The 22,120-nt window shown below is 61.1% G+C and carries 21 protein-coding genes; 8 read left to right on the top strand and 13 right to left on the bottom strand.

Annotation, left to right across the window (positions count from 1 at the left end; genetic code table 11):
* Positions 1–61: 61 nt before the first annotated feature.
* From LOY55_RS28735 to LOY55_RS28720, 4 genes are read right to left on the bottom strand one after another with little or no spacing between them, the layout of a single operon-like run.
* Positions 62–352, bottom strand: coding sequence for a DUF167 domain-containing protein (locus LOY55_RS28735; RefSeq protein ID WP_109785627.1), 291 nt, complete (start codon positions 350–352; stop codon positions 62–64).
* On the bottom strand, positions 352–939 hold the full coding sequence (locus LOY55_RS28730) for a YggT family protein (protein ID WP_046029737.1): 588 nt from the start codon (positions 937–939) through the stop codon (positions 352–354). The genes LOY55_RS28735 and LOY55_RS28730 overlap by 1 nt, the downstream gene beginning before the upstream one ends.
* A 24-nt stretch (positions 940–963) precedes the next feature.
* Positions 964–1,782, bottom strand: coding sequence for a pyrroline-5-carboxylate reductase (proC, locus tag LOY55_RS28725; protein ID WP_077431104.1), 819 nt, complete (start codon positions 1,780–1,782; stop codon positions 964–966).
* A 36-nt stretch (positions 1,783–1,818) separates the two neighbouring features.
* Entirely contained in the window at positions 1,819–2,505 is a 687-nt protein-coding gene (locus LOY55_RS28720; RefSeq protein ID WP_046029739.1) for a YggS family pyridoxal phosphate-dependent enzyme, read from the bottom strand.
* Between the two features lie 57 nt (positions 2,506–2,562).
* On the opposite strand from LOY55_RS28720, the gene LOY55_RS28715 reads away from it, so the two are divergent.
* Positions 2,563–3,597, top strand: coding sequence for a type IV pilus twitching motility protein PilT (locus LOY55_RS28715; protein WP_046029740.1), 1,035 nt, complete (start codon positions 2,563–2,565; stop codon positions 3,595–3,597).
* Positions 3,598–3,662: 65 nt separating this feature from the next.
* Here the strand turns inward: LOY55_RS28715 and LOY55_RS28710 are convergent, their stop codons facing one another.
* On the bottom strand, positions 3,663–4,283 hold the full coding sequence (locus LOY55_RS28710) for a C40 family peptidase (RefSeq protein ID WP_046029741.1): 621 nt from the start codon (positions 4,281–4,283) through the stop codon (positions 3,663–3,665).
* Positions 4,284–4,533: 250 nt separating this feature from the next.
* Between LOY55_RS28710 and LOY55_RS28705 the strand changes: the two genes are divergently transcribed.
* Positions 4,534–4,965 (top strand): TM2 domain-containing protein, encoded by a 432-nt coding sequence (locus LOY55_RS28705; RefSeq protein WP_046029742.1) that lies wholly within the window; start codon positions 4,534–4,536, stop codon positions 4,963–4,965.
* 87 nt (positions 4,966–5,052) lie between these two features.
* Here the strand turns inward: LOY55_RS28705 and LOY55_RS28700 are convergent, their stop codons facing one another.
* From LOY55_RS28700 to gshB, 7 genes are all read right to left on the bottom strand, one after another.
* Positions 5,053–6,324: a dihydroorotase gene (locus tag LOY55_RS28700; RefSeq protein ID WP_109785625.1), complete on the bottom strand. Its 1,272-nt coding sequence runs from the start codon at positions 6,322–6,324 to the stop codon at positions 5,053–5,055.
* A complete protein-coding gene (locus LOY55_RS28695) occupies positions 6,321–7,325 on the bottom strand; it encodes an aspartate carbamoyltransferase catalytic subunit (protein ID WP_046029744.1) in 1,005 nt (334 codons plus the stop codon). Before LOY55_RS28695 ends, LOY55_RS28700 begins: the two co-directional genes overlap by 4 nt.
* Before the next feature lie 26 nt (positions 7,326–7,351).
* Positions 7,352–7,855, bottom strand: a complete 504-nt coding sequence (gene pyrR / locus LOY55_RS28690; protein WP_046029746.1) for a bifunctional pyr operon transcriptional regulator/uracil phosphoribosyltransferase PyrR — start codon at positions 7,853–7,855, stop codon at positions 7,352–7,354.
* Positions 7,856–7,943: 88 nt separating this feature from the next.
* A complete protein-coding gene (gene ruvX, locus LOY55_RS28685) occupies positions 7,944–8,381 on the bottom strand; it encodes a Holliday junction resolvase RuvX (RefSeq protein ID WP_003195067.1) in 438 nt (145 codons plus the stop codon).
* Positions 8,381–8,953 carry a YqgE/AlgH family protein gene (locus tag LOY55_RS28680; RefSeq protein ID WP_046029751.1) on the bottom strand — a complete coding sequence of 191 codons (573 nt, stop codon included), beginning with the start codon at positions 8,951–8,953 and terminating at the stop codon, positions 8,381–8,383. The genes ruvX and LOY55_RS28680 overlap by 1 nt, the downstream gene beginning before the upstream one ends.
* A 192-nt stretch (positions 8,954–9,145) precedes the next feature.
* Positions 9,146–10,045, bottom strand: a complete 900-nt coding sequence (locus LOY55_RS28675; RefSeq protein ID WP_077431107.1) for an energy transducer TonB — start codon at positions 10,043–10,045, stop codon at positions 9,146–9,148.
* A 77-nt stretch (positions 10,046–10,122) separates the two neighbouring features.
* Positions 10,123–11,076: a glutathione synthase gene (gene gshB / locus LOY55_RS28670; RefSeq protein WP_046029757.1), complete on the bottom strand. Its 954-nt coding sequence runs from the start codon at positions 11,074–11,076 to the stop codon at positions 10,123–10,125.
* 223 nt (positions 11,077–11,299) lie between these two features.
* On the opposite strand from gshB, the gene pilG reads away from it, so the two are divergent.
* The 6 genes from pilG (at position 11,300) to LOY55_RS28640 (ending at position 21,294) form a co-directional block, all read left to right on the top strand.
* Positions 11,300–11,704 carry a twitching motility response regulator PilG gene (pilG, locus tag LOY55_RS28665; RefSeq protein WP_027926573.1) on the top strand — a complete coding sequence of 135 codons (405 nt, stop codon included), beginning with the start codon at positions 11,300–11,302 and terminating at the stop codon, positions 11,702–11,704.
* Between the two features lie 57 nt (positions 11,705–11,761).
* Complete coding sequence (gene pilH / locus LOY55_RS28660; protein WP_008068134.1) at positions 11,762–12,127, top strand: twitching motility response regulator PilH; 366 nt, start codon at positions 11,762–11,764, stop codon at positions 12,125–12,127.
* Positions 12,128–12,137: 10 nt separating this feature from the next.
* Complete coding sequence (locus LOY55_RS28655; protein ID WP_109785623.1) at positions 12,138–12,671, top strand: chemotaxis protein CheW; 534 nt, start codon at positions 12,138–12,140, stop codon at positions 12,669–12,671.
* A 137-nt stretch (positions 12,672–12,808) separates the two neighbouring features.
* A complete protein-coding gene (locus LOY55_RS28650) occupies positions 12,809–14,866 on the top strand; it encodes a methyl-accepting chemotaxis protein (protein ID WP_258667176.1) in 2,058 nt (685 codons plus the stop codon).
* A 49-nt stretch (positions 14,867–14,915) separates the two neighbouring features.
* On the top strand, positions 14,916–20,831 hold the full coding sequence (locus LOY55_RS28645) for an Hpt domain-containing protein (protein ID WP_258667173.1): 5,916 nt from the start codon (positions 14,916–14,918) through the stop codon (positions 20,829–20,831).
* Positions 20,824–21,294, top strand: a complete 471-nt coding sequence (locus LOY55_RS28640) for a chemotaxis protein CheW (protein ID WP_046029767.1) — start codon at positions 20,824–20,826, stop codon at positions 21,292–21,294. The genes LOY55_RS28645 and LOY55_RS28640 overlap by 8 nt, the downstream gene beginning before the upstream one ends.
* Positions 21,295–21,444: 150 nt before the next feature.
* On the opposite strand, the gene LOY55_RS28635 is transcribed toward LOY55_RS28640, so the two are convergent.
* A complete protein-coding gene (locus LOY55_RS28635; protein ID WP_077431110.1) occupies positions 21,445–21,831 on the bottom strand; it encodes a DUF6124 family protein in 387 nt (128 codons plus the stop codon).
* Positions 21,832–22,120 lie beyond the last annotated feature (289 nt).

Raw genomic sequence — 22,120 nt, 5'->3', positions numbered from 1 at the left:
TCTGCTTCGGCGGTGACGCGGAGCGTCACAGGCTGCATTCCCACGCGGAGCGTGGGAACGATCAAGGTCGGGCCAATCCGGGCAACTCCGGCAGCTTCTTCGGCGAACAGATCCGCACCCGTTTCTGCCGGTTCAGCTCACCGCTGATCAAACTCACCTGGCTCTTGGAGACCCCAAACGCCTTGGCCAGAAACGCCATCAGGTAAGCATTTGCCTTGCCTTCGACCGGTGGTGCTGTCAGGCGGATTTTCAGGCGATCCCCATGCAGCCCGCAGAAATCATCGCTGCGGGCGGCCGGTTGCAGGTGACACTCCAGAATCAGGTCGTCACCGTCCCAGCGGTAGTAGCTCATCAGATCAGGCCAAGCAGGCCCTGCGGCATGAACGCATAGAACGCAAGGCGCGGGATCAGCCAGCTTTGCAGCAGCTGGATCGCGATGAACGCGAAGATCGGCGAAATATCGAGGCCGCCCAGGTTCGGAATGATGCGGCGGAACGGCGCGAGTACCGGTTCAGTGATCTGGCCGACCAACTCAGCCCCCGGATTGTGGCTGCCCGGGGCGACCCAGGACAGAATCACGCTGATGATCATTGCGTAGAACAGCACATTCAAGAACAGCGAGAACAGCGCAATGATCGACCATGGCACCAACAGCAGCCAGTCAACGTCGAAGCCTTTGAGCGTGAGGATGACCGCCATCAGCAGCATCTGCAGGATCAGCGCCAGCACCAGCGACGACATGTCCAGCCCGAACATGCTCGGGATCACCCGGCGCAGTGGCTTGAGCAGCGGTTGGGTGGCTTTGACGATGAACTGGCAGAGCGGGTTGTAAAAATTCGCCCGGACCAGTTGCAGGATGAAGCGCAGCAGCACGATCAGCAGGTACAGGCTGCCCAAGGTTTTAATGATGAAAACGGCAGCGTCATTGAGTCCTAGCATTATTGAATCCTTTGTAAGAGCTGATTAGCGACCAAGTTGCTCAGCCATTTCGGCCGAGCGATGCGCGGCGGCGCCGAGTGCCGTTTCGACCAGGGCTTCGAAGCCGCCGGCCTGGAACGACTTGATCGCAGCTTCCGTGGTGCCCGCAGGCGACGTTACACGACGACGCAGTTCGGCGGCATCGACATCGCTGGCGACCGCCATGTGCGCGGCGCCCAGCGCGGTTTGCAGGGTGAGTTGTGCGGCGATGTCTGCTGGCAGGCCTAGCTTCACGCCCGCGGCGGTCATGGCTTCGATCAGCAGGAAAAAGTACGCCGGGCCGGAGCCGGACACCGCAGTGACGGCGTCCAGTTGCTGTTCTTCGTTGAGCCACAGGGCAATGCCGACAGCCGACAGCAACTCTTGGGCTTGCTGGCGTTGATCGGCGTTCACTTGGGCCGTGGCGAACAAACCACTCACGCCCTGACGCAGCAGCGCCGGGGTATTAGGCATGCAGCGCACGATCGGCTGGGCGCCGAGCCAGTTGTTCATGCTGGCGCAGGTGATGCCAGCGGCAATCGACACCACCAGTTGATTGGGCTTCAGGCTTGGGCGAATCGCTTCGCACACGGCTTTCATCGCCTGAGGTTTGACCGCCAGGACGACCACGTCGGCGTCTTGAATGGCGTCGGCATTGTCGGCGAATACTTCGATGCCGTGTTCGGCAGCGACCTTGGCGCGGGTTTCGGCACCGGGATCGCTGGCGCGGATCTGCGCAGCGTCCAGACCTTTGGCGCGCAGGCCGCCGATCAGGCTGGCGGCCATGTTGCCGGCACCGATAAAGGCAATACGGGTTTTGCTCATGTCAGGTCCTTATAAAGAGTGGTGTCAGCCAGGGTTTCAAGGCTGGCCGTAGTCGCGGGCGCCGAACAGGGCCGTACCAACGCGGACCCAGGTGGCGCCCATGGCAATGGCCGACTCAAGGTCGTGGCTCATGCCCATGGAAAGTGTGTCGAGCGGCAGGTTCAGGCTGGCTTGCAAGTGCTGCACGGCAGCAAAAGCGGCATCCTGGGCGGCGCGATCTTCAGTCGGCTCGGGAATTGCCATCAGCCCGCGCAGCTTTATGCGAGGCAAGGCGTTGATGGCATTGGCCAAGGCCGGCAGGTCGGCCGGGGTGCAGCCGGATTTGCTGGCTTCACCGCTGACGTTGACCTGGATGCAGATGTTCAGTGGCGGCAAATCGGCAGGGCGTTGTTCGGACAGGCGTTGTGCGATTTTCAAGCGATCCACGGAGTGCACCCAGTCGAAGTGCTCGGCGATAGCGCGAGTCTTGTTCGATTGAATGGGGCCGATGAAGTGCCAGATCAAGGGCAGGTCGGCCAGTTCGAGCTGTTTGCCCAAGGCTTCCTGCAGGTAATTCTCGCCAACGTCGCGCAGGCCGGCGGCATAGGCTTCACGCACGGCTTCGGCGGGTTTGGTCTTGCTCACGGCCAGCAGTTGAACGCTGTGCTCATCGCGCCCGGCAGCCAGGGCGGCGGCGCGGATGCGTGAACTAACCTGAGCAATGTTGTCTGCTATCGTGGACATTCAATGTGCGCCAGCGGTCTGAAGGTTCGCGGCATTCTACTGGAATTGAGGAGCGCTATGGATATCACTGAGCTGCTGGCTTTCAGCGCTAAACAGGGCGCATCCGACCTGCACTTGTCAGCTGGCCTGCCCCCGATGATCCGTGTCGACGGCGATGTACGGCGCATCAACCTGCCGGCCCTGGATCACAAACAGGTACAGGAACTGATCCACGACATCATGAACGACACCCAGCGGGTGGACTTCGAGAAACACCTGGAAACCGATTTCTCATTCGAAGTGCCTGGTGTGGCGCGTTTTCGGGTGAACGCGTTTAACCAGAACCGTGGCGCCGGGGCGGTGTTCAGGACCATTCCATCGAAGGTTCTGAGCATGGACGACCTCGGCATGGGCGAGGTGTTTCGCAAGATCACCGATGCGCCGCGCGGGCTGGTGCTGGTCACCGGGCCGACCGGTTCCGGCAAGTCCACCACGTTGGCGGCGATGATCGACTACCTGAACAGCCATCGCCATCACCACATCCTCACCATCGAAGACCCGATCGAGTTTGTCCACGAATCGCGCAAATGCCTGATCAACCAGCGCGAGGTGCATCGCGATACGCGCAGCTTTGCCACGGCCCTGCGCTCGGCCCTGCGCGAAGACCCGGACGTGATTCTGGTAGGGGAGATGCGGGACCTGGAGACCATTCGCCTGGCGCTGACCGCTGCCGAGACCGGGCATCTGGTGTTTGGCACGCTGCACACCACGTCAGCGGCGAAAACCATCGACCGGGTGGTGGATGTGTTTCCGGGGGATGAGAAGTCGATGGTGCGGTCGATGCTGTCGGAATCGTTGCTGGCGGTGGTGTCGCAGACACTGGTGAAGAAGATCGGCGGCGGGCGGATTGCGGCGCACGAGATCATGTTGGGTACGTCGGCGATCCGTAACCTGATCCGCGAGGACAAGGTGGCGCAGATGTACTCATCGATTCAGACGGGAGGATCGCTGGGGATGCAGACGCTGGATATGTGCTTGAAGGAGTTGGTGACCAAGGGCTTGATCAGTCGCGAGCATGCGCGGGATAAGGCGCGGTCGCCGGATAACTTCTGAGGAGGAGGTGATCGCTCCCACACAGAGCGTGGGAGTGATCATCCCGGGTCAGGCCCGGGATTTCATCAGCGCTGTACGACGCGCATCTGATTCGGTTCTTTTGGCAGAACCCGCTTGGCAACCACGTAGTGTTTTTCCCAGTACGGTTTCTTCAGCGTATCGATGCTCACCGACTTGCCACGGCGGGGCGCGTGGATGAAGCGGTCATTGCCCAGGTAGATGGCAACGTGATTGACTCGACGGCTTTTGATGTTGAAGAAAATCAGGTCGCCGGGCTTCAGTTCGTCGCGATCGACTTTCTCGCCATGACCGCTGGCCATGGCATTGGAAGTGCGCGGCAGGTCAAACGTAGCGTCGTTGAACGCGTATTTCACCAGGCCACTGCAATCGAACCCTTTACTTGGGCTACTGCCGCCCCAACGGTAGGGAGTACCGAGGACGTTGACGGCGCGGCTCAGCACATTGCTGCTTTCCTTGCTCGCCATCGGCGGTACAAGTTTGCTGTTGGCGTTGCTCGGTTCGCTCGACAGTTTTGCAGTTTGTTTGCTTTTGTTCGAAGGAGCAGAAGCATGGGATTTTGGGGTGTAACCATTAACGTTTGGAAGACGTTGCTCACGATTGGTGGCGTGGGCGGCCAGTGGCATCAAAAGGCAAATGGTTAGCCATGTCTTGAAAAATGGACGCATTAGGCAGGGCTCGAATGGGTGAACGCGCAACTTTATAACAGCTTTTTTTACCCTTCCGAGGCCGTTGGTCGATTCAACCTGGTGGCCATTTGAACCAAACAAGCGGCAGATTGACGCAATTGTCGGACAGAAGTCAGGTGCTATAAGGCTTTGACGGGACCCACGGTAGCATTTGCCATACGTCGGCTACCTGTAAAAAAGTCACAAAGATTTAAAGAATATTTCTCTATCGTGTGAATCGAGGTCATTCATGAACAGCTATCAACAGTCGGCCGCGCATCAGGATACTCACAGCAAAGTGATCGGGTATCTGCTGTGGATTTTTGGTTTTACCGGGGCTCACCGCTTCTATTACGGCAAGCCTGTGACCGGGACGATCTGGTTCTTCACCTTTGGTTTGCTGGGGATTGGCTGGCTGATCGACGTATTTCTGATCCCGGCTATGGACCGTGAAGCTGACCTTCGGTTCACCGCTGGGCCTATCGAGTACAACGTGGCGTGGATTCTGCTGACGTTTCTAGGGGTGTTCGGCGTGCACCGGATGTATCAGGGGAAGTGGATCAGCGGCTTGCTGTACCTGGTGACGGGCGGGTTGTTCTTTGTGGGGGTGCTGTATGACTTCTGGACACTGAATGACCAGGTTTCCGTGCGTAACGCTCAGAACAGAGGTGCTTTCCAGTAAGCCATCGCTGGCAAGCCATGCTCCTACAGGGTGTTCATACACAATCCCGTAGGAGCAAAGCTTGCTCGCGATTGTAGCCACGCGGTCTTATGCCTGGTGACTGATCCGCCCATCCACCAGGGTGTAACGCACTACGCCCGGCAGGCTATGCCCGATGAACGGGCAGTTTTCACCCTTGGACAACCAGGTTTCACCCGCCACCGTCGACGCTGTCGGGTCGAACAGCACGATGTCCGCCGGCCCGCCGACCGCCAAACGACCTGCCGGCAAGCGCAAGGCCTCGGCCGGGCCGGTGCTCAAGCGTGTCAGTAACGTCGGCAGGTCGAGCAAACCATCCTCCACCAGCGTCATCGCCAACGGCAGCAGCAATTCAACACTGCTGATGCCCGGCTCCGTGGCGCCGAACGGCGCCAGTTTGGCGTCCAGCTCGTGTGGCTGGTGATGGCTGGAAATGGCCGAGATCACACCCGATTTCACTGCCTCGCGCAGGCCATCGCGGTCGGCGCGGGTGCGTAGCGGTGGCTGGACGTGATAGAGGCTGCTGAAGTCGATCAAGGCTTCATCCGTCAGGATCAGCTGATACAGGGCGACATCGGCGGTCACCGGCAGCCCGCGGGCCTGGGCCTGCGCGATCAGGGCCACGCCGCGAGCGCTGGTGAGCTGGCTGAAGTGCGCGCGCACGCCGCTCTGCTCAACCAACAACAGATCGCGGGCCAGGGCCACGGTCTCCGCGGTTTCCGGTATGCCCGGCAAGCCGAGGAAACTGGCGGTCGGGCCTTCATGGGCCAGGCCACCTTCGGCCAGATCATGGTCCTGGGAATTGAAAATCACCGTGAGGTCGAATGTCGCCGCGTATTCCAGCGCCCGGCACAGGGTGCGGGTATTGCGAAAGCTCTCCAGGCCATTGCCGAAGGCCACGCAACCGGCATCGCGCAGCGCAACGAGCTCGGCAAGCTGTTCGCCGTCCAGGCCTTTGCTCAGGGCGCCAATCGGGAACACTTTGGTGTTGCCGGCTTCACGCGCGCGGTCGAGGATCAGTTCGGCCACGGCCGAAGTGTCCAGCACCGGTTTGGTTTTCGGCGGGCAGCACAGGCTGGTGACGCCACCGGCGGCTGCTGCGCGGGTTTCGCTGATGATCGAGCCTTTGCGGCTGTAACCCGGCTCGCGCAGGGCGACGTTCAGGTCAACCAGGCCGGGAGCAGCCACGAGGCCATGGGCGTCGATTGTGTCGACGGCGACAAAACCGGCTGGCGCAGCGCCAAGGGCGACGACTTTGCAGGCTTCAATGTGGATATCGGTTACTTGATCCAGCCCCGTGGCTGGATCGATCACGCGGGCGCCGAGAATACTGAGCTTCACTGGGCGTTCTCCTGCTCGAATTGACGTTGCGCAGTCTGCCCGCTCATGGCCATGGACAGCACGGCCATACGAATCGCAATACCGTAGGTTACCTGGTTGAGGATCACCGAGTGCGGGCCGTCGGCCACCGCCGACTCGATTTCCACCCCACGGTTGATCGGCCCCGGGTGCATGACGATGCAATCGGGCTTGGCCCCGGCCAGGCGTGCGGTGGTCAGGCCGAACAGGCGGTAGAACTCGCCTTCGCTCGGCAGCAGGCCGCCGGCCATGCGTTCGCGCTGCAGGCGCAGCATGATCACCACGTCGACGTCTTTCAGGCCTTCGGTCATGTCGGTGTAAACCTTCACGCCGTATTGCTCGATGCCGATGGGCAGCAGGGTTTTCGGCGCGATCACGCGGATGTCCGGGCAACCCAGGGTTTTCAGGGCCAGCATGTTCGAGCGCGCCACCCGCGAGTGCAGGATGTCGCCGACGATGGCCACCGAGAGATTTTCAAAACCACCCTTGTGCCGGCGGATGGTGAGCATGTCGAGCATGCCCTGCGTCGGGTGCGCGTGACGGCCGTCGCCGCCGTTGATGATTGCCACTTGCGGGCACACATGCTCGGCGATGAAGTGCGCGGCGCCGGAGTCGCCGTGGCGCACGACGAACATGTCGGCGGCCATGGCCTCCAGGTTGCGCAGGGTGTCGAGCAGGGTTTCGCCCTTGCTCGCCGACGAGGTCGACACGTTCAGGGTGATCACGTCCGCCGACAGCCGCTGGGCCGCCAGTTCGAAGGTGGTGCGAGTGCGGGTCGAGTTTTCGAAGAACACGTTGCACACGGTCTTGCCGCGCAGCAACGGGACTTTCTTCACGGCCCGGGCGCCGACTTCGAGGAACGAGTCAGCAGTGTCGAGGATTTCCGTCAGCAGCTCGCGGCGCAAACCGTCGAGCGAGAGGAAGTGGCGCAGCTGGCCCTGATCATTGAGCTGCAGCGGGCGCTTGGTATCTAGAGGCGTCATCGCGAGGGGACTCTCAATAGGGCGGATTAAAGGGCGAGGTCTTGCAGTTCAAGCTTGAGTTCGGGGCCGGACAGCTTCACTCGTTCATGGGCGGCCAGTGACAGCGTCGCGCCAACCACGTTCGGGCGGATCGGCAGTTCGCTGGCGTCCAGGTCCAGCAGGCAGACCAGCGTTACGCTGGCCGGGCGGCCGTAGTCGAAGAGTTCGTTCATGGCGGCGCGGATGGTCCGGCCGCTCATGAGCACGTCGTCGATCAGCACCAGATGCTGGCCTTCGATCTCGAATGGCAGTGCCGACGGGCGAACCTGTGGGTGCAGGCCGTTCTGGCTGAAGTCGTCGCGGTAGAAGGACACGTCCAGCGTACCGAGCGGCGAATCGCTGCCCAGTTCTTCGAGCAACGCCTGGGCGACCCAGACGCCGCCGGTACGGATACCGATATAACGCGGTTCGCTGATGCCACGGTGTTCCAGGTGTGCCTTGAGACGGATCGCCATCTGGCTGATCAGTTCGGCGGGATTGGGCAGGCTCATGGTTGCTCCTTCTTGGGCCCGAGCCGGGTTCTGCGGGTGTGACGCCTGGCTCGGGTTGTCGCTAAGTAGAGACGCTTGCTGCGCCTCTTCAGGATTCGAACAATGCGGTGTTTTCGTCGAGCCAGCCTTGCAGCAGCAGGGCGGCGGCGATGGCATCCACCGGGTTGTCGCGGTAACTGCCTTTTTGCCCGCCACGATCACGTCGTTCGCCTTTGGCTTCAAACGTGGTCAGGCGTTCATCGTGGGTATAGAAAGGCAGGTTGTAGCGGCCGTTGAGGCGGCGGGCGAATTTCTCCGCGCGCAGGCACATGTCGCTTGGGGTGCCATCCATGTTCAAGGGAAGGCCCACCACCACTGCGTCGGGTTTCCATTCTTTGATCAGGGCTTCGACCTGATTCCAGTCCGGAACGCCGTTCTGCGCTTTCAACGTACACAACTCGCGGGCCTGGCCGGTAATCACCTGGCCGACCGCGACGCCGATCTGTTTGGTGCCGTAGTCGAAACCCAATATCAGGCGCAGGGCCATCAGGCGTGCCCCGCCTGGCTGGTGAGCAGGCTGAGGTTGACGCCCAGATGCTTGGCCGCCGCTTCCAGACGCAATTCGCTGCTGGTGTTGAACAGGATGTCGGCGTCGAACGGGCAGGTCAGCCAGGCGTTCTGAGCCAGTTCGGCGTCCAGTTGCCCGGCTTCCCAACCGGCGTAGCCGAGGGCAATCAGGCTTTTCGCCGGGCCGACACCGTCGGCAATGGCAAACAGTACGTCTTGAGAGGTGGACAGGGACAGATCGCCTTCCAGATCAACGGTCGCCTGATAACTCTGCCCTTTGGGGTGCAGGACAAAACCGCGATCCGTCTGCACCGGGCCGCCGATGAAAATCGGCACATGCCGACACAGCGGTGGGGGCTCGATGTCCGGGCGCAGTTGCTCAAGGATCTCGGCCAGGTTCAGGTCTTGCGGGCGGTTGATCACCAGCCCCATGGCACCATTGGCCGTGTGCTCGACGATGTAGGTCAAGGTGTGCGCAAAGTTCGGGTCGGCCATGTGAGGCATGGCGATCAGGAAGTGATGCTTGAGGTAGCTGGGGCTGACGTTCTTCATGAGCGCTAGTGTGGCGTTGGAGGGGCGAACTGACAAGCTGGGGATGCACGGGAAATGCCCCGATTTTCCCCGGCAACAGAGATCATTGTGGGAGCGGGCTTGCCCGCGAAGGCGTCAGGTCGGTCGACATTTATGCTGAATGTGCCGACCTCTTCGCGGGCAAGCCCGCTCCCACAGGGGGATATGCAGTGTTCAATTGCTCGAGAGGCGGTCGCCGCGGGCAAATTTCCAGGTGCGGATGATTTCCAGCCGGTCGATGTCCGACAGATCCCCGGTAAACGGCGCAAACGGGGCCGCGAGCCGCACGATCCGCTGTGCCGCCTGATCCAGCAGCGGCTGCCCGGACGACTCCAGCACCAGCACTTCATACAACGAGCCGTCCCGGTTGATCGAAACCATCAAGCGCAAATTGCCGTAAATCTGCTTGCGTCGGGCTTCGTCGGGGTAATTGAGGTTGCCGATGCGCTCGACCTTCTTGCGCCATTCGTCCTTATACCAGGCGCCTTTGTCGCGCATGGTCGAAGCCGCGCTCAAGCGGTGAATGCGCGGGCGCTTGGCGTACAGCTGTTGTTCATTGGCCAGTTCCGCTTCGAGGCTGGCGATGTCGCTGGACAGCTGGGCACTGTCAAACGTCGGCGCGGCCACGGCAGGCTTGGCCTGTGGCTTGACCTCTTCGTTCTTGGCCGGCGCTTTTTTAGGTTGGGGTGCGACGGTAGTCACGGCTGCCTTGGGCGCTGCTTCCTGTACTTCAGGCTTGGCGGCGGGCGGTGGCGTGACTTTCTGCACTTTGTTGTCCTGGAACGGCGCGACCTCGGTGGTCTTGGGAATCGCTTTTTTATCCAGGGTGCCGCTGCCTTGCTGATTTTCCTGGGCGAGGAAATCGGCTTTTTCGGGCTTCTTTTCGCTTTTGAAGGTGGCGAGGGTGATTTCCAGGGTTTTGCTGATGGTTTTGGGTTCGACCATCGTAAAGCCGACGCCCAACAGCAAGGCCAGGTGAATCAACGCCGCGAGAAACAGGGTAAAACCGAGGCGATCGGCCGGGCGCACGCCACGATGGGCGAGTTCAGCAGGCAGATCGGACGGGAGGGTCATGGCAAGAAAACCAACATCGCGTTTTTCACAGGCCGCGCATGATAACGCAATGTTGGGGGTCCTTAGACTGTTCTATATCAGCGAGCCTTGAGCTTCTGATCGATGGCATCCATCAGCAGGCCGCCGATGTCGGTGCCAAAGGCGTTATCGATTTCGCGGATGCAGGTCGGGCTGGTGACGTTGATTTCGGTCAGATGCTCGCCGATCACGTCCAGGCCAACAAACAAAAGACCTTTTTCACGCAGGGTAGGGCCCACTTGTGCCGCGATCCAGCGATCCTTCTCGGTCAATGGACGGGCTTCGCCACGACCACCGGCGGCCAGGTTTCCACGGGTTTCTCCGGCGGCCGGAATGCGCGCCAGGCAGTAATCCACCGGCTCGCCGTCGATCATCAGGATGCGTTTGTCGCCGTCTTTGATCGCCGGCAGGTACGCCTGGCCCATGATCTGCTGGGCGCCCAGCGCCGTCAGGGTTTCCAGGATCACCGACAGGTTCGGATCGCCAGCGCGATGACGGAAGATCGACGTGCCACCCATGCCGTCCAGCGGCTTGAGGATCACGTCGCCGTGCTTGGCGGCGAATTCACGCAACACATCGGCGCGACGGCTGACCACGGTCGGTGGTGTGCACTGCGGAAACAACGTGGCGAACAGTTTTTCGTTGCAGTCACGCAGGCTCTGCGGCTTGTTGACCACCAGCACGCCGGCGCTTTCGGCTTGTTCCAGCAAATAGGTGGAGTAAACGAACTCCATGTCGAACGGTGGATCCTTGCGCATCAGGATCACGTTCAGATCGCTGAGCGGCGCATCGCTCTCGGCGCCCAGTTCGAACCATTTTTCCGGGTTGGCGAACACTTGCAGCGGACGCATCCGCGCGCGAGCCTGGCCTTCGCCCTGGTACAAATCGCGCTGTTCCATATAGAACAGTTCCCAGCCGCGCTTCTGCGCGGCCAGCAGCATGGCCAGCGAGCTATCCTTTTTATAGGAGATGCTGGCAATGGGGTCCATGACAATCCCGACGCGAACGCTCATGGGTTTTTCCTCGAATTTGGGTGGTCCGAATGGACATGAAAAAGTGGCGTCAGAGTGGCGCTGAGTGTGTTCCCGGTCAAGGAAAAACCATCGTGCAAGTCGGCCGATAGATTGGTTTTGGAGACTGTGCTAAAAAGGCTGCCATGTCATGCTGGCCCTTGAGTATCAAGGGTTTCGAGCGCAAACGGACAATTTGTTTCGCAAAGGCGACGGTAGAGCATTTATGGATCAGCATTCCAGCGCCTTGAAGGTCATGGTGATCGACGATTCGAAGACGATTCGTCGCACCGCCGAAACGCTGTTGAAGAATGTGGGTTGTGAAGTCATTACGGCCATCGACGGTTTCGATGCGCTGGCCAAGATTGCCGATAACCATCCCGGCATCATCTTTGTCGACATCATGATGCCGCGTCTGGATGGCTATCAGACCTGCGCTTTAATCAAGAACAATAGTGCGTTCAAGTCCACGCCAGTGATTATGCTGTCGTCCAAGGACGGGCTGTTCGACAAGGCCAAGGGGCGCATCGTTGGCTCCGACCAGTTTTTGACCAAGCCTTTCAGCAAGGAAGAACTGCTGAACGCGATCCAGGCCCATGTTCCGGGCTTCGCCGCCGTTTTGCCGCAGTAGGACACGCACAGTGACGCTCGGCCAGCGGGCCCGGTGTCGACAAGAATGGGGAAGACCATGGCTCGTATTCTGATCGTCGATGATTCGCCGACCGAAATGTACAAACTGACCGGCATGCTGGAAAAGCACGGTCACGAAGTGTTGAAAGCCGAAAACGGCGCCGACGGCGTGGCCCTGGCCCGCCAGGAAAAACCCGACGCGGTGCTGATGGACATCGTCATGCCTGGCCTCAACGGCTTCCAGGCGACTCGCCAGCTGACCAAAGACCCGGAAACCGGGCACATCCCGGTGATCATCATCACCACCAAGGATCAGGAAACCGACAAGGTCTGGGGAACGCGCCAGGGGGCCAAGGATTACCTGACCAAACCGGTCGACGAAGAAACCCTGATCAAAACCCTGAACAACGTGCTGGCCGGTTGAACGTCCGCCCATGACTGAATCGCTGACGGCTTTCGAGCTGCTGCTGCAGATCGATCAGCGCTGTCGTCTGCTGGCGGCGGATTTGCCGTCCCAGCCGACCCGACAGGACAGCTGGAGCGGCATTGGTTTTCGCTTGGGCGAGGACTGGTACGTCGCGCCGATGGGCGAAGTCAGCGAAGTCCTGCATGAACCGCGCTTCACCCAATTGCCGGGCGTCAAACCCTGGGTCAAAGGGGTGGCCAACTTGCGTGGGCGATTGCTGCCGATCATGGACCTGGGTGGTTTTTTTGGCCACGAAGCCTCGGCTGTGCGCAAGCAGCGGCGCGTGTTGGTGGTGGAACATAACGAAATTTTTGCCGGGTTGCTGGTCGACGAAGTCTTCGGCTTGCAGCACTTTGCCCAGGACAGCCTGCAGCCGGCAGATCATTTGAACGGGCCAATGTCGGGCTTCGTCAAAGGCCGGTTTCAGCGAGAGCAGGCCTGGCAGGTGTTCAGCCCGTTTGCGCTGGCGCAGTCACAAAGCTTTATGCATGTAGCGGTGTAATCCCCGGACCCTGTAGGAGCCGGGCTTGCCCGCGATGCAGACGGCGCGGTCTCACTTTGGACCGGGGTGATGCCATCGCGGGCAAGCCCTGCTCCTACAAGGGCGAGTAGTGAATTGGGCAGGACAGGCGAGGACCGATGACAAAAGCACAAACAGGCAAGCCAGAAGGATCGCGCAGCCGTTCGCAGATCATCGTGCTGTTTATCGCGCTGATCGTGTTCATCATGCTGCTGTTCGCCAATTTCGCTTACCTCAATACCCAAGCCACGTACGACAAACAGTACATCGGCCACGCCGGCGAGCTGCGCGTGCTGTCCCAGCGCATCGCCAAAAATGCCTCCGAAGCTGCCGCTGGCAAAGCGGCCGCGTTCAAGTTGCTCAGTGATGCGCGCAACGACTTTGCCCTGCGTTGGGGATACCTGAAGAAGGGCGACCCGGCCACCGGCCTGCCGCCAGCGCCGACCACCGTGCGCCCGGAAATGCGCGCCGTGCAGCTCGATTGGGAACGCTTGCTGAAAAACACCGACGCCATTCTCTCCAGCGAGCAGACGGTGCTGTCGCTGCATCAGGTCGCGGCGACCCTGGCCGAAACCGTGCCGCAGTTGCAGGTCGAGTACGAGAAAGTCGTCGAAATCCTCCTGCAACGCGGCGCACCGGCCGCGCAGGTGGCGATGGCCCAGCGCCAATCGCTGCTGGCCGAGCGCATTTTGGGCGCGGTGAACACCGTGCTGTCCGGCGACGAAAACTCGCAGCAGGCCGCCGACGCCTTCGGCCGCGATGCCGCGCGTTTCGGCCAGGTGCTCAACGGCATGCTTCAGGGCAATGTGGCGCTGAGAATCAGCCAGGTCGAGGACCGCGATGCTCGCGCTCGCTTGAGCGAGATTTCCGAGCTGTTTGAATTCGTCTCGGGCTCGGTGGATGAAATCCTCGAAACCTCCCCCGAATTGTTCAAGGTCCGCGAGTCGGCCACCAACATATTTACCCTGTCGCAAACCTTGCTCGATGAAGCCTCGCACTTGGCCACCGGGTTCGAAAACCTTGCCGGCGGGCGCAATACCGACACCATCGGCGGTTACGTGCTGGGCCTGCTGGCGCTGATGTCGATCATTCTGATAGGGATGGTGATGGTGCGCGAAACCAATCGTCAGCTTCGGGAAACCGCCGAAAAGAACGAACGTAACCAGAGCGCGATCATGCGCCTGCTGGACGAAATCGAAGACCTGGCCGACGGCGACTTGACCGTCACCGCCTCGGTGACCGAAGACTTCACCGGGACCATTGCCGACTCGATCAACTATTCCGTGGACCAATTGCGCGACCTGGTGGCGACCATCAACCTCACTGCCGGCCAGGTGGCCGCCGCCGTGCAGGAAACCCAGGCCACCGCCATGCACCTGGCACAAGCCTCGGAGCATCAGGCGCAGCAGATCTCCGAAGCCTCGACGGCGATCAACGACATGGCCCAGTCCATCGATCAGGTCTCGGCCAATGCCGCCGAGTCGTCAGCGGTGGCCGAGCGTTCGGTGGAAATTGCCAACAAGGGCAACGAAGTGGTGCACAACACCATCCACGGCATGGACAACATTCGCGAGCAGATTCAGGACACCGCCAAGCGCATCAAGCGTCTGGGCGAGTCCTCCCAGGAAATTGGCGACATTGTCAGCCTGATCGATGACATTGCCGACCAGACCAACATACTCGCGCTCAACGCGGCGATCCAGGCATCGATGGCCGGTGACGCCGGGCGCGGTTTTGCCGTGGTGGCCGACGAAGTCCAGCGCCTGGCCGAGCGTTCATCCGCCGCGACCCGGCAAATCGAAACCCTGGTGCGGGCGATCCAGACGGACACCAACGAAGCGGTCATTTCCATGGAGCAGACCACCACCGAAGTGGTGCGGGGAGCGCGTCTGGCGCAGGATGCCGGTGTGGCCCTGGAAGAAATCGAAGGCGTATCGAAGACCCTCGCGGCGTTGATCCAGAGTATTTCCAATGCTGCGCAGCAACAAACGTCTTCGGCCGGGCAGATTTCCCTGACGATGAACGTGATTCAACAGATCACCTCGCAGACCTCGTCCGGTTCCACCGCCACTGCCGAGAGCATCGGCAACCTGGCTAAAATGGCCAGTCAGCTGCGGCGTTCGGTGTCCGGTTTCACCTTGCCGGCCGCCAAGGCGCAGGCGGCGGACAAGGCTTGAACCGGTCACAGGCGTATGATTTTTGAAAGGCGTAGGGACTGGAGTGGTTATGGGTGATCGGCACGACTATGTGGCCCTCGAGTGGGTCAAAGGCGAGATTGCCGAAACGCTGAAGCAGGCCCATCAAGCAATCGAAACGTTGCTTGATGACCCGCAGGCGCTGCACGCCTTGAGCGATTGCCTGGCGTACATCCATCAGGTTCACGGCAGTTTGCAGATGGTCGAGTTCTACGGCGCGGCCCTGCTCGCCGAAGAAATGGAACAGCTGGCCAGCGCCTTGCTGCAGAACCGCGTCAGCCATCGTGATGAAGCGCTGCACCTGTTGATGCAAGCCCTCGGGCAACTGCCGATTTACCTCGACCGCATACAAGGGGCACGCCGTGACCTGCCCTTGGTGGTGTTGCCGCTGATTAACGATTTGCGCAGCGCCCGGGGTGAAACCCTGCTGTCGGAAACCAGCCTGTTCAGCCCGCAACTGGTGGACTTGCCACCGTTGGACGAAGCGTCGCTGGCGCTGCTTGAGCCTGCGGACTTCGCCAATGTGCTGCGCAAATTGCGCCAGATGCTGCAAATGGCACTGGTCGGGTTGCTGCGAGAACAGGATGACGACACCCATTTTAATTATCTGGCCAAGGTTTTTTCACGCCTTGAAGGGATATGCGCTGATGCGCCCCTGAGCCCGCTGTGGCAAGTCGCCTCGGCACTGGTCGAAGGCATGCGCACAGACGTGATCGCCAACAGCCCGGCGCTGCGCAGCCTGTTCAAGGACGCTGACAAAGAACTCAAGCGTTTGCTCGAACAAGGCATCCGCGGGATCAATCAGCCGGCACCGCCCGAGCTGCTCAAGAGTTTGCTGTTCTACATTGCCAAGGCCGAACTTCCTACCGGGCAGATGCTGACCATGAAAGATCGCTACTCACTGGACGACGCGTTGCCCGACAGCGCGATGGTCGATGAAGAACGCGCACGCCTGGCCGGTCCCGACCGCGATGCCATGCGTTCGGTGCTGGCCGCGCTCTGCGAAGAACTGGTGCGGGTCAAGGAGCGCCTGGACCTGTTCGTGCGCAGCGACCGTCAGCACACCTCGGACCTCGACAGCCTGCTGGCGCCACTGCGCCAGATCGCCGACACCCTGGCGGTGCTGGGGTTTGGGCAGCCGCGCAAAGTCATCATCGATCAACTGGCGGTGGTACTCAGCCTGGTTCAGGGCCAGCGCGAACCCAACGACGCCATCCTCATGGACGTCGCGGGCGCCTTGCTCTACGTCGAAGCCACCCTGGCCGGCATGGTCGGCACCGTGGAGCCCGAGAGCCAGGAAGAAAGCCGCCTGCCGACCACCGACCTGACTCAGATTCACCAGATCGTCATCCGCGAAGCGCGCATCTGCCTGCAACAAGCCAAGGACATGATCGTCGACTACATCGACGCCGACTGGGATCGCCAGCAACTGCAGGCGCTGCCGGCGTTGCTGACCCAAGTGCGCGGCGCGTTGGCGATGATCCCGTTGAGCCGGGCGGCGAGCCTGGTCGAAACCTGCAATCACTTCATTCGCGACCATTTGCTGCTGGAGCCGGACCAGCCCGATTGGCAGGAACTGGACAGCCTGGCCGATGTGGTGACCAGCATCGAGTATTACCTGGAACGCCTCGGCGACGATCCCGAAGCACCGGGCGAACAACTGCTCGATGTCGCTGAAAAAAGCCTGGCGTCGCTCGGGGTTTTCCCCAGCGAACTGCAAGTACCGATGCTCGACGATGTGCTCAGCCCGAGTGAAGCCCAGGTCATGCAGCAGATGCAGGTGCTCGATGACCCCGAGATCGTGCAGACGCTGGCCGATGTGCTGGCCAGCCCGGTGTCCTCCGTCAATCCGCCCGCGCTGACCACCCCAGGCAGCCTGTTGCCGCCGCCCGCCGGTGAGGAACCGGTCGACGAAGAGTTGCGCGAAGTCTTCCTCGAAGAGACCGATGAGGTCCTGGATATCCTCCAGGAATACTTGCCGCGCTGGACGTCCAACCCCGACGACAAGTGTGCCTTGAGCGAATTGCGCCGAGCGTTCCACACCTTGAAAGGCAGCGGCCGGATGGTCCGCGCGTTGGTGCTGGGCGAGCTGGCATGGGCGGTGGAAAACCTGCTCAACCGTGTGCTGGAGGACAACGTCGCGCCGGGGGCCGCCGTGCAACAACTGCTTGCCGATGCCCTGAATTTACTGCCGGAACTGGTGACCGAGTACGCCGGCAATGTCCAGCGTCAGCGCAACGATGTCGACCAGTTGGCCGCGCGCGCCCATGCCCTCGCCAAAGGCGATGCACCTGCCTGCGATGAAGATACCCAGGACGTGGCGGCCCTTGATCCGCTGTTGCTGGAGATCTTCCGCAAAGAAGCCGAAACCCACCTGGCCAGCCTCAATCGCTTCCTTGATCAGGCTGCCGAGCATGTGCCGCTTCAGGCCAGCGACGAATTGCAGCGAGCGTTGCACACGCTCAAGGGCAGCGCCTCGATGGCCGGCGTCTTGCCGATCGCCGAGCTGGCAACGCCACTGGATCAACTGGCCCGTGAGTACAAGGCGCATCTGATAGCGCTGGACCTGGACGAAGTCGAACTGTTGCTGGAAGCCGAAGGCTTGTTCCGGCTCGGCTTGCGCCAGCTCACGACCGATCCGTTGGCGCAGATTCGCGGTGCCGGCTCATTGATCGAACGCACCCAGTCATTACTCGCCGAGCGTCTGCAAACGCTGTTGAGCACGCCCGATACCGCGCTGCGAACCAAGCGCGACCCGCAGTTGATCAACAACTTCCTGGCCCAGGGCATGGACATCCTGCTGGACGCCGAAAGCTTGTTGCAGCGTTGGCAACAGCATCCCGGCGAACGTCAGGAATTGACCGCTCTGCTGGATGAACTGACCACGCTCGGCGAGGGCGCGCACCTCGCCGATCTGCACCCGGTGGACGCACTCTGCGAAGCCTTGCTCGACCTGTATGGCGCGGTGGAAGAGAGCAGCCTGGCGGTCAGCGAGCGGTTTTTCCATGAAGCGCAAAGTGCTCACGAAGCGCTGATAAACATGCTCGACGAACTGGCCGCCGGCCAGGAAGTCAGCCCGCAGCCGGAACGCATCCGGGCGTTGCGCGAGTTGCTCGATGAAAGCCTTGACCCATCGTCCATGGGCCTGATTCGCAGTGACGGCAGCCGCACCCTGAGCATTCGCGAACTGGGCAGCGCCACCGCCGAACTTGAGCAAACGGCGACCCCGGTGGAGTTCGACGACGAAATCGTTTCCATCTTCCTCGAAGAAGCAATGGACATCCTCGAAAGTGCTGGTCAGGCCCTGCAACGCTGGTTGCGTGACCCGGACAACGCCGCCCCGTTGTCGTCCTTGCAGCGCGATTTGCACACGCTCAAGGGCGGTGCGCGGATGGCCGAAGTCGAGCCGGTCGGCGATTTGGCCCATGAACTGGAAAGCCTTTACGAAGGCTTGGTGGACCGCCGTTACAACCACAGTGAAACCCTGGCGCAGTTGCTGCAAAAGAGCCATGACCGCCTCGCCCTGCTACTTGAACAGTTGCAGAATCAGCAATCGCTGGGGACCCCGAGCGAGTTGATCGAGGCGATTCGCGCCTTTCGTCAAGGCAATGCCAGCGCCGCCGAAGTGGCCGAGCCCACACCGGCCAACGATTCGCCGGGTCATGATCCCGAGTTGCTGGAGATCTTCCTCGAAGAAGGTTTCGACATCATCGAAAACTCCGGCGCCGCGCTTGTGCGTTGGCAAACCGAGCCGTCGAGCCGACAAGAAATAGAAACCCTGCTACGAGACTTGCACACGCTCAAGGGCGGCGCGCGCATGGTGGAAATCGCCCCCATCGGCGACCTTGCCCATGAGCTGGAGTTTCTCTACGAAAGCCTGTCGGCGGGCGCGTTGCAACCGAGCGCGGCGTTGTTCACGTTGTTGCAAAGCAGCCACGATCGGCTGGCGCAGATGCTGGATGCCACCCGCGCCGGTCAGCCGTTGCCGCCGGCTGACCGACTGATCGATGCCATCAAGAATTTCAGCCACCCGGCCGTGCTCCAACCGGCCAAGCTCCCTTCGACCGTGGCGGCGCCTGCCGTGGCCAAGCCCGAGACGCCTGTAGCACAAGCCGACGCCGGTGCCGACATGGTCAAGGTCTCGGCGGAACTGCTCGACGATCTGGTCAACCTGGCGGGCGAAACGTCGATCTTCCGTGGCCGTATCGAACAGCAGGTCAACGATGCGCGCGTCACCTTGAGCGAGATGGAGACCACCATCGAGCGGATGCGCGACCAGTTGCGCCGGCTGGATACCGAAACCCAGGGCCGGATTCTCAGCCGCCAGCATGTCGACGCCGAACGCCAGGGCTACGAAGAGTTCGACCCGCTGGAAATGGACCGACACTCGCAATTGCAGCAACTGTCGCGTGCGCTGTTCGAATCTGCCTCTGACTTGCTGGACCTCAAGGAAACCCTCGACCGGCGCAATCAGGACGCGGAAAACCTGCTGCAGCAACAGGGCCGCATCAATACCGAGTTGCAAGAAGGCCTGATGCGCACGCGCATGGTGCCGTTCGAGCGGATGCTGCCGCGTTTGAAGCGCATCGTTCGACAGGTCTCCAGTGAGCTGGGCAAGGACGTGGAATTCATTGTCGGCAATGCTGAAGGCGAGATGGACCGCAACGTGCTCGAACGCATGGCCGCGCCGCTGGAGCACATGCTGCGCAACGCCGTGGACCATGGCCTGGAATCGGCCGAGGTGCGCGTCGCGGCCGGCAAACCGGCGCAGGGGCGGATCACCCTGGACTTGTCTCGCGAGGGTGGCGACATGATTTTCGATATCCGCGACGACGGTGCCGGCGTGCCGCTGAATGCGGTGCGGCGCAAGGCGATCAAGCGCGGTTTGCTGGCCGAAGATGCGGATATCAGTGACCGCGACGTGTTGCAGTTCATCCTTCAGCCGGGGTTTTCCACGGCCGAGAAGATCACCCAGATTTCAGGGCGCGGCGTCGGCATGGACGTGGTCCACGAAGAAGTTCGACAGCTCGGTGGCACGATGGTCATCGACTCTGTGCCGGGGCGGGGCGTGCATTTCCGGATTCGCCTGCCGTTCACCGTGTCGGTCAACCGCGCGCTGATGGTGCAGTGCCTTGAGGATCAATACGCGATCCCGCTGAACACCATCGACGGCATCGTCCGTGTGTTGCCCAACGAACTGGAAGGGCATTACCGGCTCGATCCGCCGAGGTACAAATACGCCGGGCAACACTATGAGCTGTGCTACCTGGGCGAGCTGCTGAAAACCAGCACCCGCCCGAAATTACTGGGCCAAAGCCTGCCGTTGCCGGTGTTGCTGGTGCAATGCAACGACCGGCACATTGCCGTGCAGGTCGACGCCATGGCCGGCACGCGCGAGATCGTGGTGAAAAGCCTCGGCCCGCAGTTTGCAGCGGTGCAGGGTTTGTCCGGCGCGACGATCCTGGGCGATGGCCGGGTGGTGCTGATCGTTGATTTGCTGGCGCCAATCCGGGCGATGCAGGCGCATGTGCCGCCCCCGACGCTTATTCAGGACGCAGAGGCCGAGCCACAAAAACCGCTGCTGGTGCTGGTGGTCGATGACTCGGTGACCGTGCGCAAGGTCACCAGCCGATTGCTCGAACGCCACGGCATGAACGTGCTGACCGCCAAGGACGGGGTCGACGCCATGCTGCTGCTCGAAGAGCACATGCCGGACGTGATGCTGCTGGACATCGAAATGCCGCGCATGGACGGCTTTGAGGTCGCGACCCAAGTGCGCGCCGATGAGCGTTTGCAGCACCTGCCGATCATCATGATCACTTCACGCACCGGGCAGAAACACCGCGACCGCGCGATGGCCATCGGCGTCAACGATTACCTTGGCAAGCCGTACCAGGAATCGGTGCTGCTGGAAAGCATCGCCCTGTGGAGCAAATCCCATGCTTGATGACCATTTTTACCAACGCACCAACAACCTCACCGGCCTGTTGCTGCCCTTGGCCGACCGCAATCTGATCGTGCCCAATGTCGCGGTGGCGGAGCTGATCGACTATCAGCCAGGCGCCTTCGATCTGGATACACCGCCCTGGTACCTGGGGCTGGTGAAGTGGCGGGACCGGCAAATTCCGCTGCTCAGTTTTGAATCGGCGTGTGGCGATAAAGTCGTCATCGGCGAGCGGGTGCGCATCGTGATTCTCAACGCGCTGGGCGGGCGGCCAGCGTTGAAGTTCATTGCGTTGCTGGTGCAGGGGATTCCTCGCTCGTACAAGCTCGACAGTCAGTTGAGCTATGTCGATGTGCCGTTGTGCTCGCTGGAGCAAGCGGCGGTGCAGGTGGGCGAGCAAGTGGCCAAGGTGCCGGACTTGCTGGCGCTGGAGGAGTTGTTGGTTACGGCTGGTTTAGCCAACTGATCTGGATATTGCGGTGATTTCGCCGGCCTCATCGCGGGCAAGCCCGCTCCCACAGGTATTGTGGATGACTCAGGATTTGAGCAAGTCACGGACACTGTGGGAGCGGGCTTGCCCGCGATATAGGCCGTCAATTTACCGAATACCTCACTGCTAAACCTTGGCCTGAGCCCTCATCTGCATTTGCAACGCCTCGTAATGATCCAGCGCCCGCTCCACCAACAACTGAACCCCATCCGCCATTCGGCTGATCGCCAAGGCAACCGAGCGGCGAGAGCCTTCTACATCGTCCGCCAGATCAGCCGCAATCGCGCTGATCGACAGCATGTCTTCGGAGGCGTTGGCCAGCAGGGCTTCGGCGTCGATGTCGGGGCATACCGTGAAGAGCCGGGATTTGTTACGGCGTCTCGATGGTTTGTCGCGAGCAGGGGGGAAGTAATGGGCGAAGGCGCGGTCGGCGGCTTCCTTGAGCTTTTCGGCTTCGAGGGGGTCGTCGGAATCGGTATCGGTTTCTGGGGGATTGGGAGTGGCTTTAAACATAGTGAATCTCCAGTAATGATTTTCAGCTGCTCCCTCGGTTCCAGCCGAAGGGGTGGCAGCTGTACGCGGGCTGGAACCCGAGGTGGAGAAAACCCGGTAGACCCGAAGGTCTCCCGCGCACAGCCGCCATAACGGAGTACACACATTAAAGGTGCGCAAGCATACGTCATGAGGGGGCGCTATTGCGCCTTCTACACCTCGGGATTCCAGACCCGGCCGCTGAATTGGCAGCGACCCACAAACGATAAAGCTCAGCGCAAAACCCCACCAGTCAGCGGCTTCCGGCATT

Source organism: Pseudomonas sp. B21-040, from assembly GCF_024748695.1.
GTDB lineage: Bacteria > Pseudomonadota > Gammaproteobacteria > Pseudomonadales > Pseudomonadaceae > Aquipseudomonas.
The sequence above is the reverse complement of the archived record's forward strand: the minus strand, read 5'-3'. Positions and strand labels throughout refer to the sequence as shown.

Coding starts and splice junctions, on each gene's coding strand:
- pilG (WP_027926573.1), top strand. CDS start 11,300: ATGGATCAGCATTCCAGCGCCTTGAAGGTCATGGTGATCGACGATTCG.
- LOY55_RS28675 (WP_077431107.1), bottom strand. CDS start 10,045: ATGACCCTCCCGTCCGATCTGCCTGCTGAACTCGCCCATCGTGGCGTG.
- pilH (WP_008068134.1), top strand. CDS start 11,762: ATGGCTCGTATTCTGATCGTCGATGATTCGCCGACCGAAATGTACAAA.
- LOY55_RS28640 (WP_046029767.1), top strand. CDS start 20,824: ATGCTTGATGACCATTTTTACCAACGCACCAACAACCTCACCGGCCTG.
- LOY55_RS28680 (WP_046029751.1), bottom strand. CDS start 8,953: ATGAAGAACGTCAGCCCCAGCTACCTCAAGCATCACTTCCTGATCGCC.
- proC (WP_077431104.1), bottom strand. CDS start 1,782: ATGAGCAAAACCCGTATTGCCTTTATCGGTGCCGGCAACATGGCCGCC.
- LOY55_RS28635 (WP_077431110.1), bottom strand. CDS start 21,831: ATGTTTAAAGCCACTCCCAATCCCCCAGAAACCGATACCGATTCCGAC.
- LOY55_RS28705 (WP_046029742.1), top strand. CDS start 4,534: ATGAACAGCTATCAACAGTCGGCCGCGCATCAGGATACTCACAGCAAA.
- ruvX (WP_003195067.1), bottom strand. CDS start 8,381: ATGGCCCTGCGCCTGATATTGGGTTTCGACTACGGCACCAAACAGATC.
- LOY55_RS28720 (WP_046029739.1), bottom strand. CDS start 2,505: ATGTCCACGATAGCAGACAACATTGCTCAGGTTAGTTCACGCATCCGC.
- LOY55_RS28655 (WP_109785623.1), top strand. CDS start 12,138: ATGACTGAATCGCTGACGGCTTTCGAGCTGCTGCTGCAGATCGATCAG.
- pyrR (WP_046029746.1), bottom strand. CDS start 7,855: ATGAGCCTGCCCAATCCCGCCGAACTGATCAGCCAGATGGCGATCCGT.
- LOY55_RS28735 (WP_109785627.1), bottom strand. CDS start 352: ATGAGCTACTACCGCTGGGACGGTGACGACCTGATTCTGGAGTGTCAC.
- LOY55_RS28715 (WP_046029740.1), top strand. CDS start 2,563: ATGGATATCACTGAGCTGCTGGCTTTCAGCGCTAAACAGGGCGCATCC.
- LOY55_RS28730 (WP_046029737.1), bottom strand. CDS start 939: ATGCTAGGACTCAATGACGCTGCCGTTTTCATCATTAAAACCTTGGGC.
- gshB (WP_046029757.1), bottom strand. CDS start 11,076: ATGAGCGTTCGCGTCGGGATTGTCATGGACCCCATTGCCAGCATCTCC.
- LOY55_RS28695 (WP_046029744.1), bottom strand. CDS start 7,325: ATGACGCCTCTAGATACCAAGCGCCCGCTGCAGCTCAATGATCAGGGC.
- LOY55_RS28650 (WP_258667176.1), top strand. CDS start 12,809: ATGACAAAAGCACAAACAGGCAAGCCAGAAGGATCGCGCAGCCGTTCG.
- LOY55_RS28645 (WP_258667173.1), top strand. CDS start 14,916: ATGGGTGATCGGCACGACTATGTGGCCCTCGAGTGGGTCAAAGGCGAG.
- LOY55_RS28710 (WP_046029741.1), bottom strand. CDS start 4,283: ATGCGTCCATTTTTCAAGACATGGCTAACCATTTGCCTTTTGATGCCA.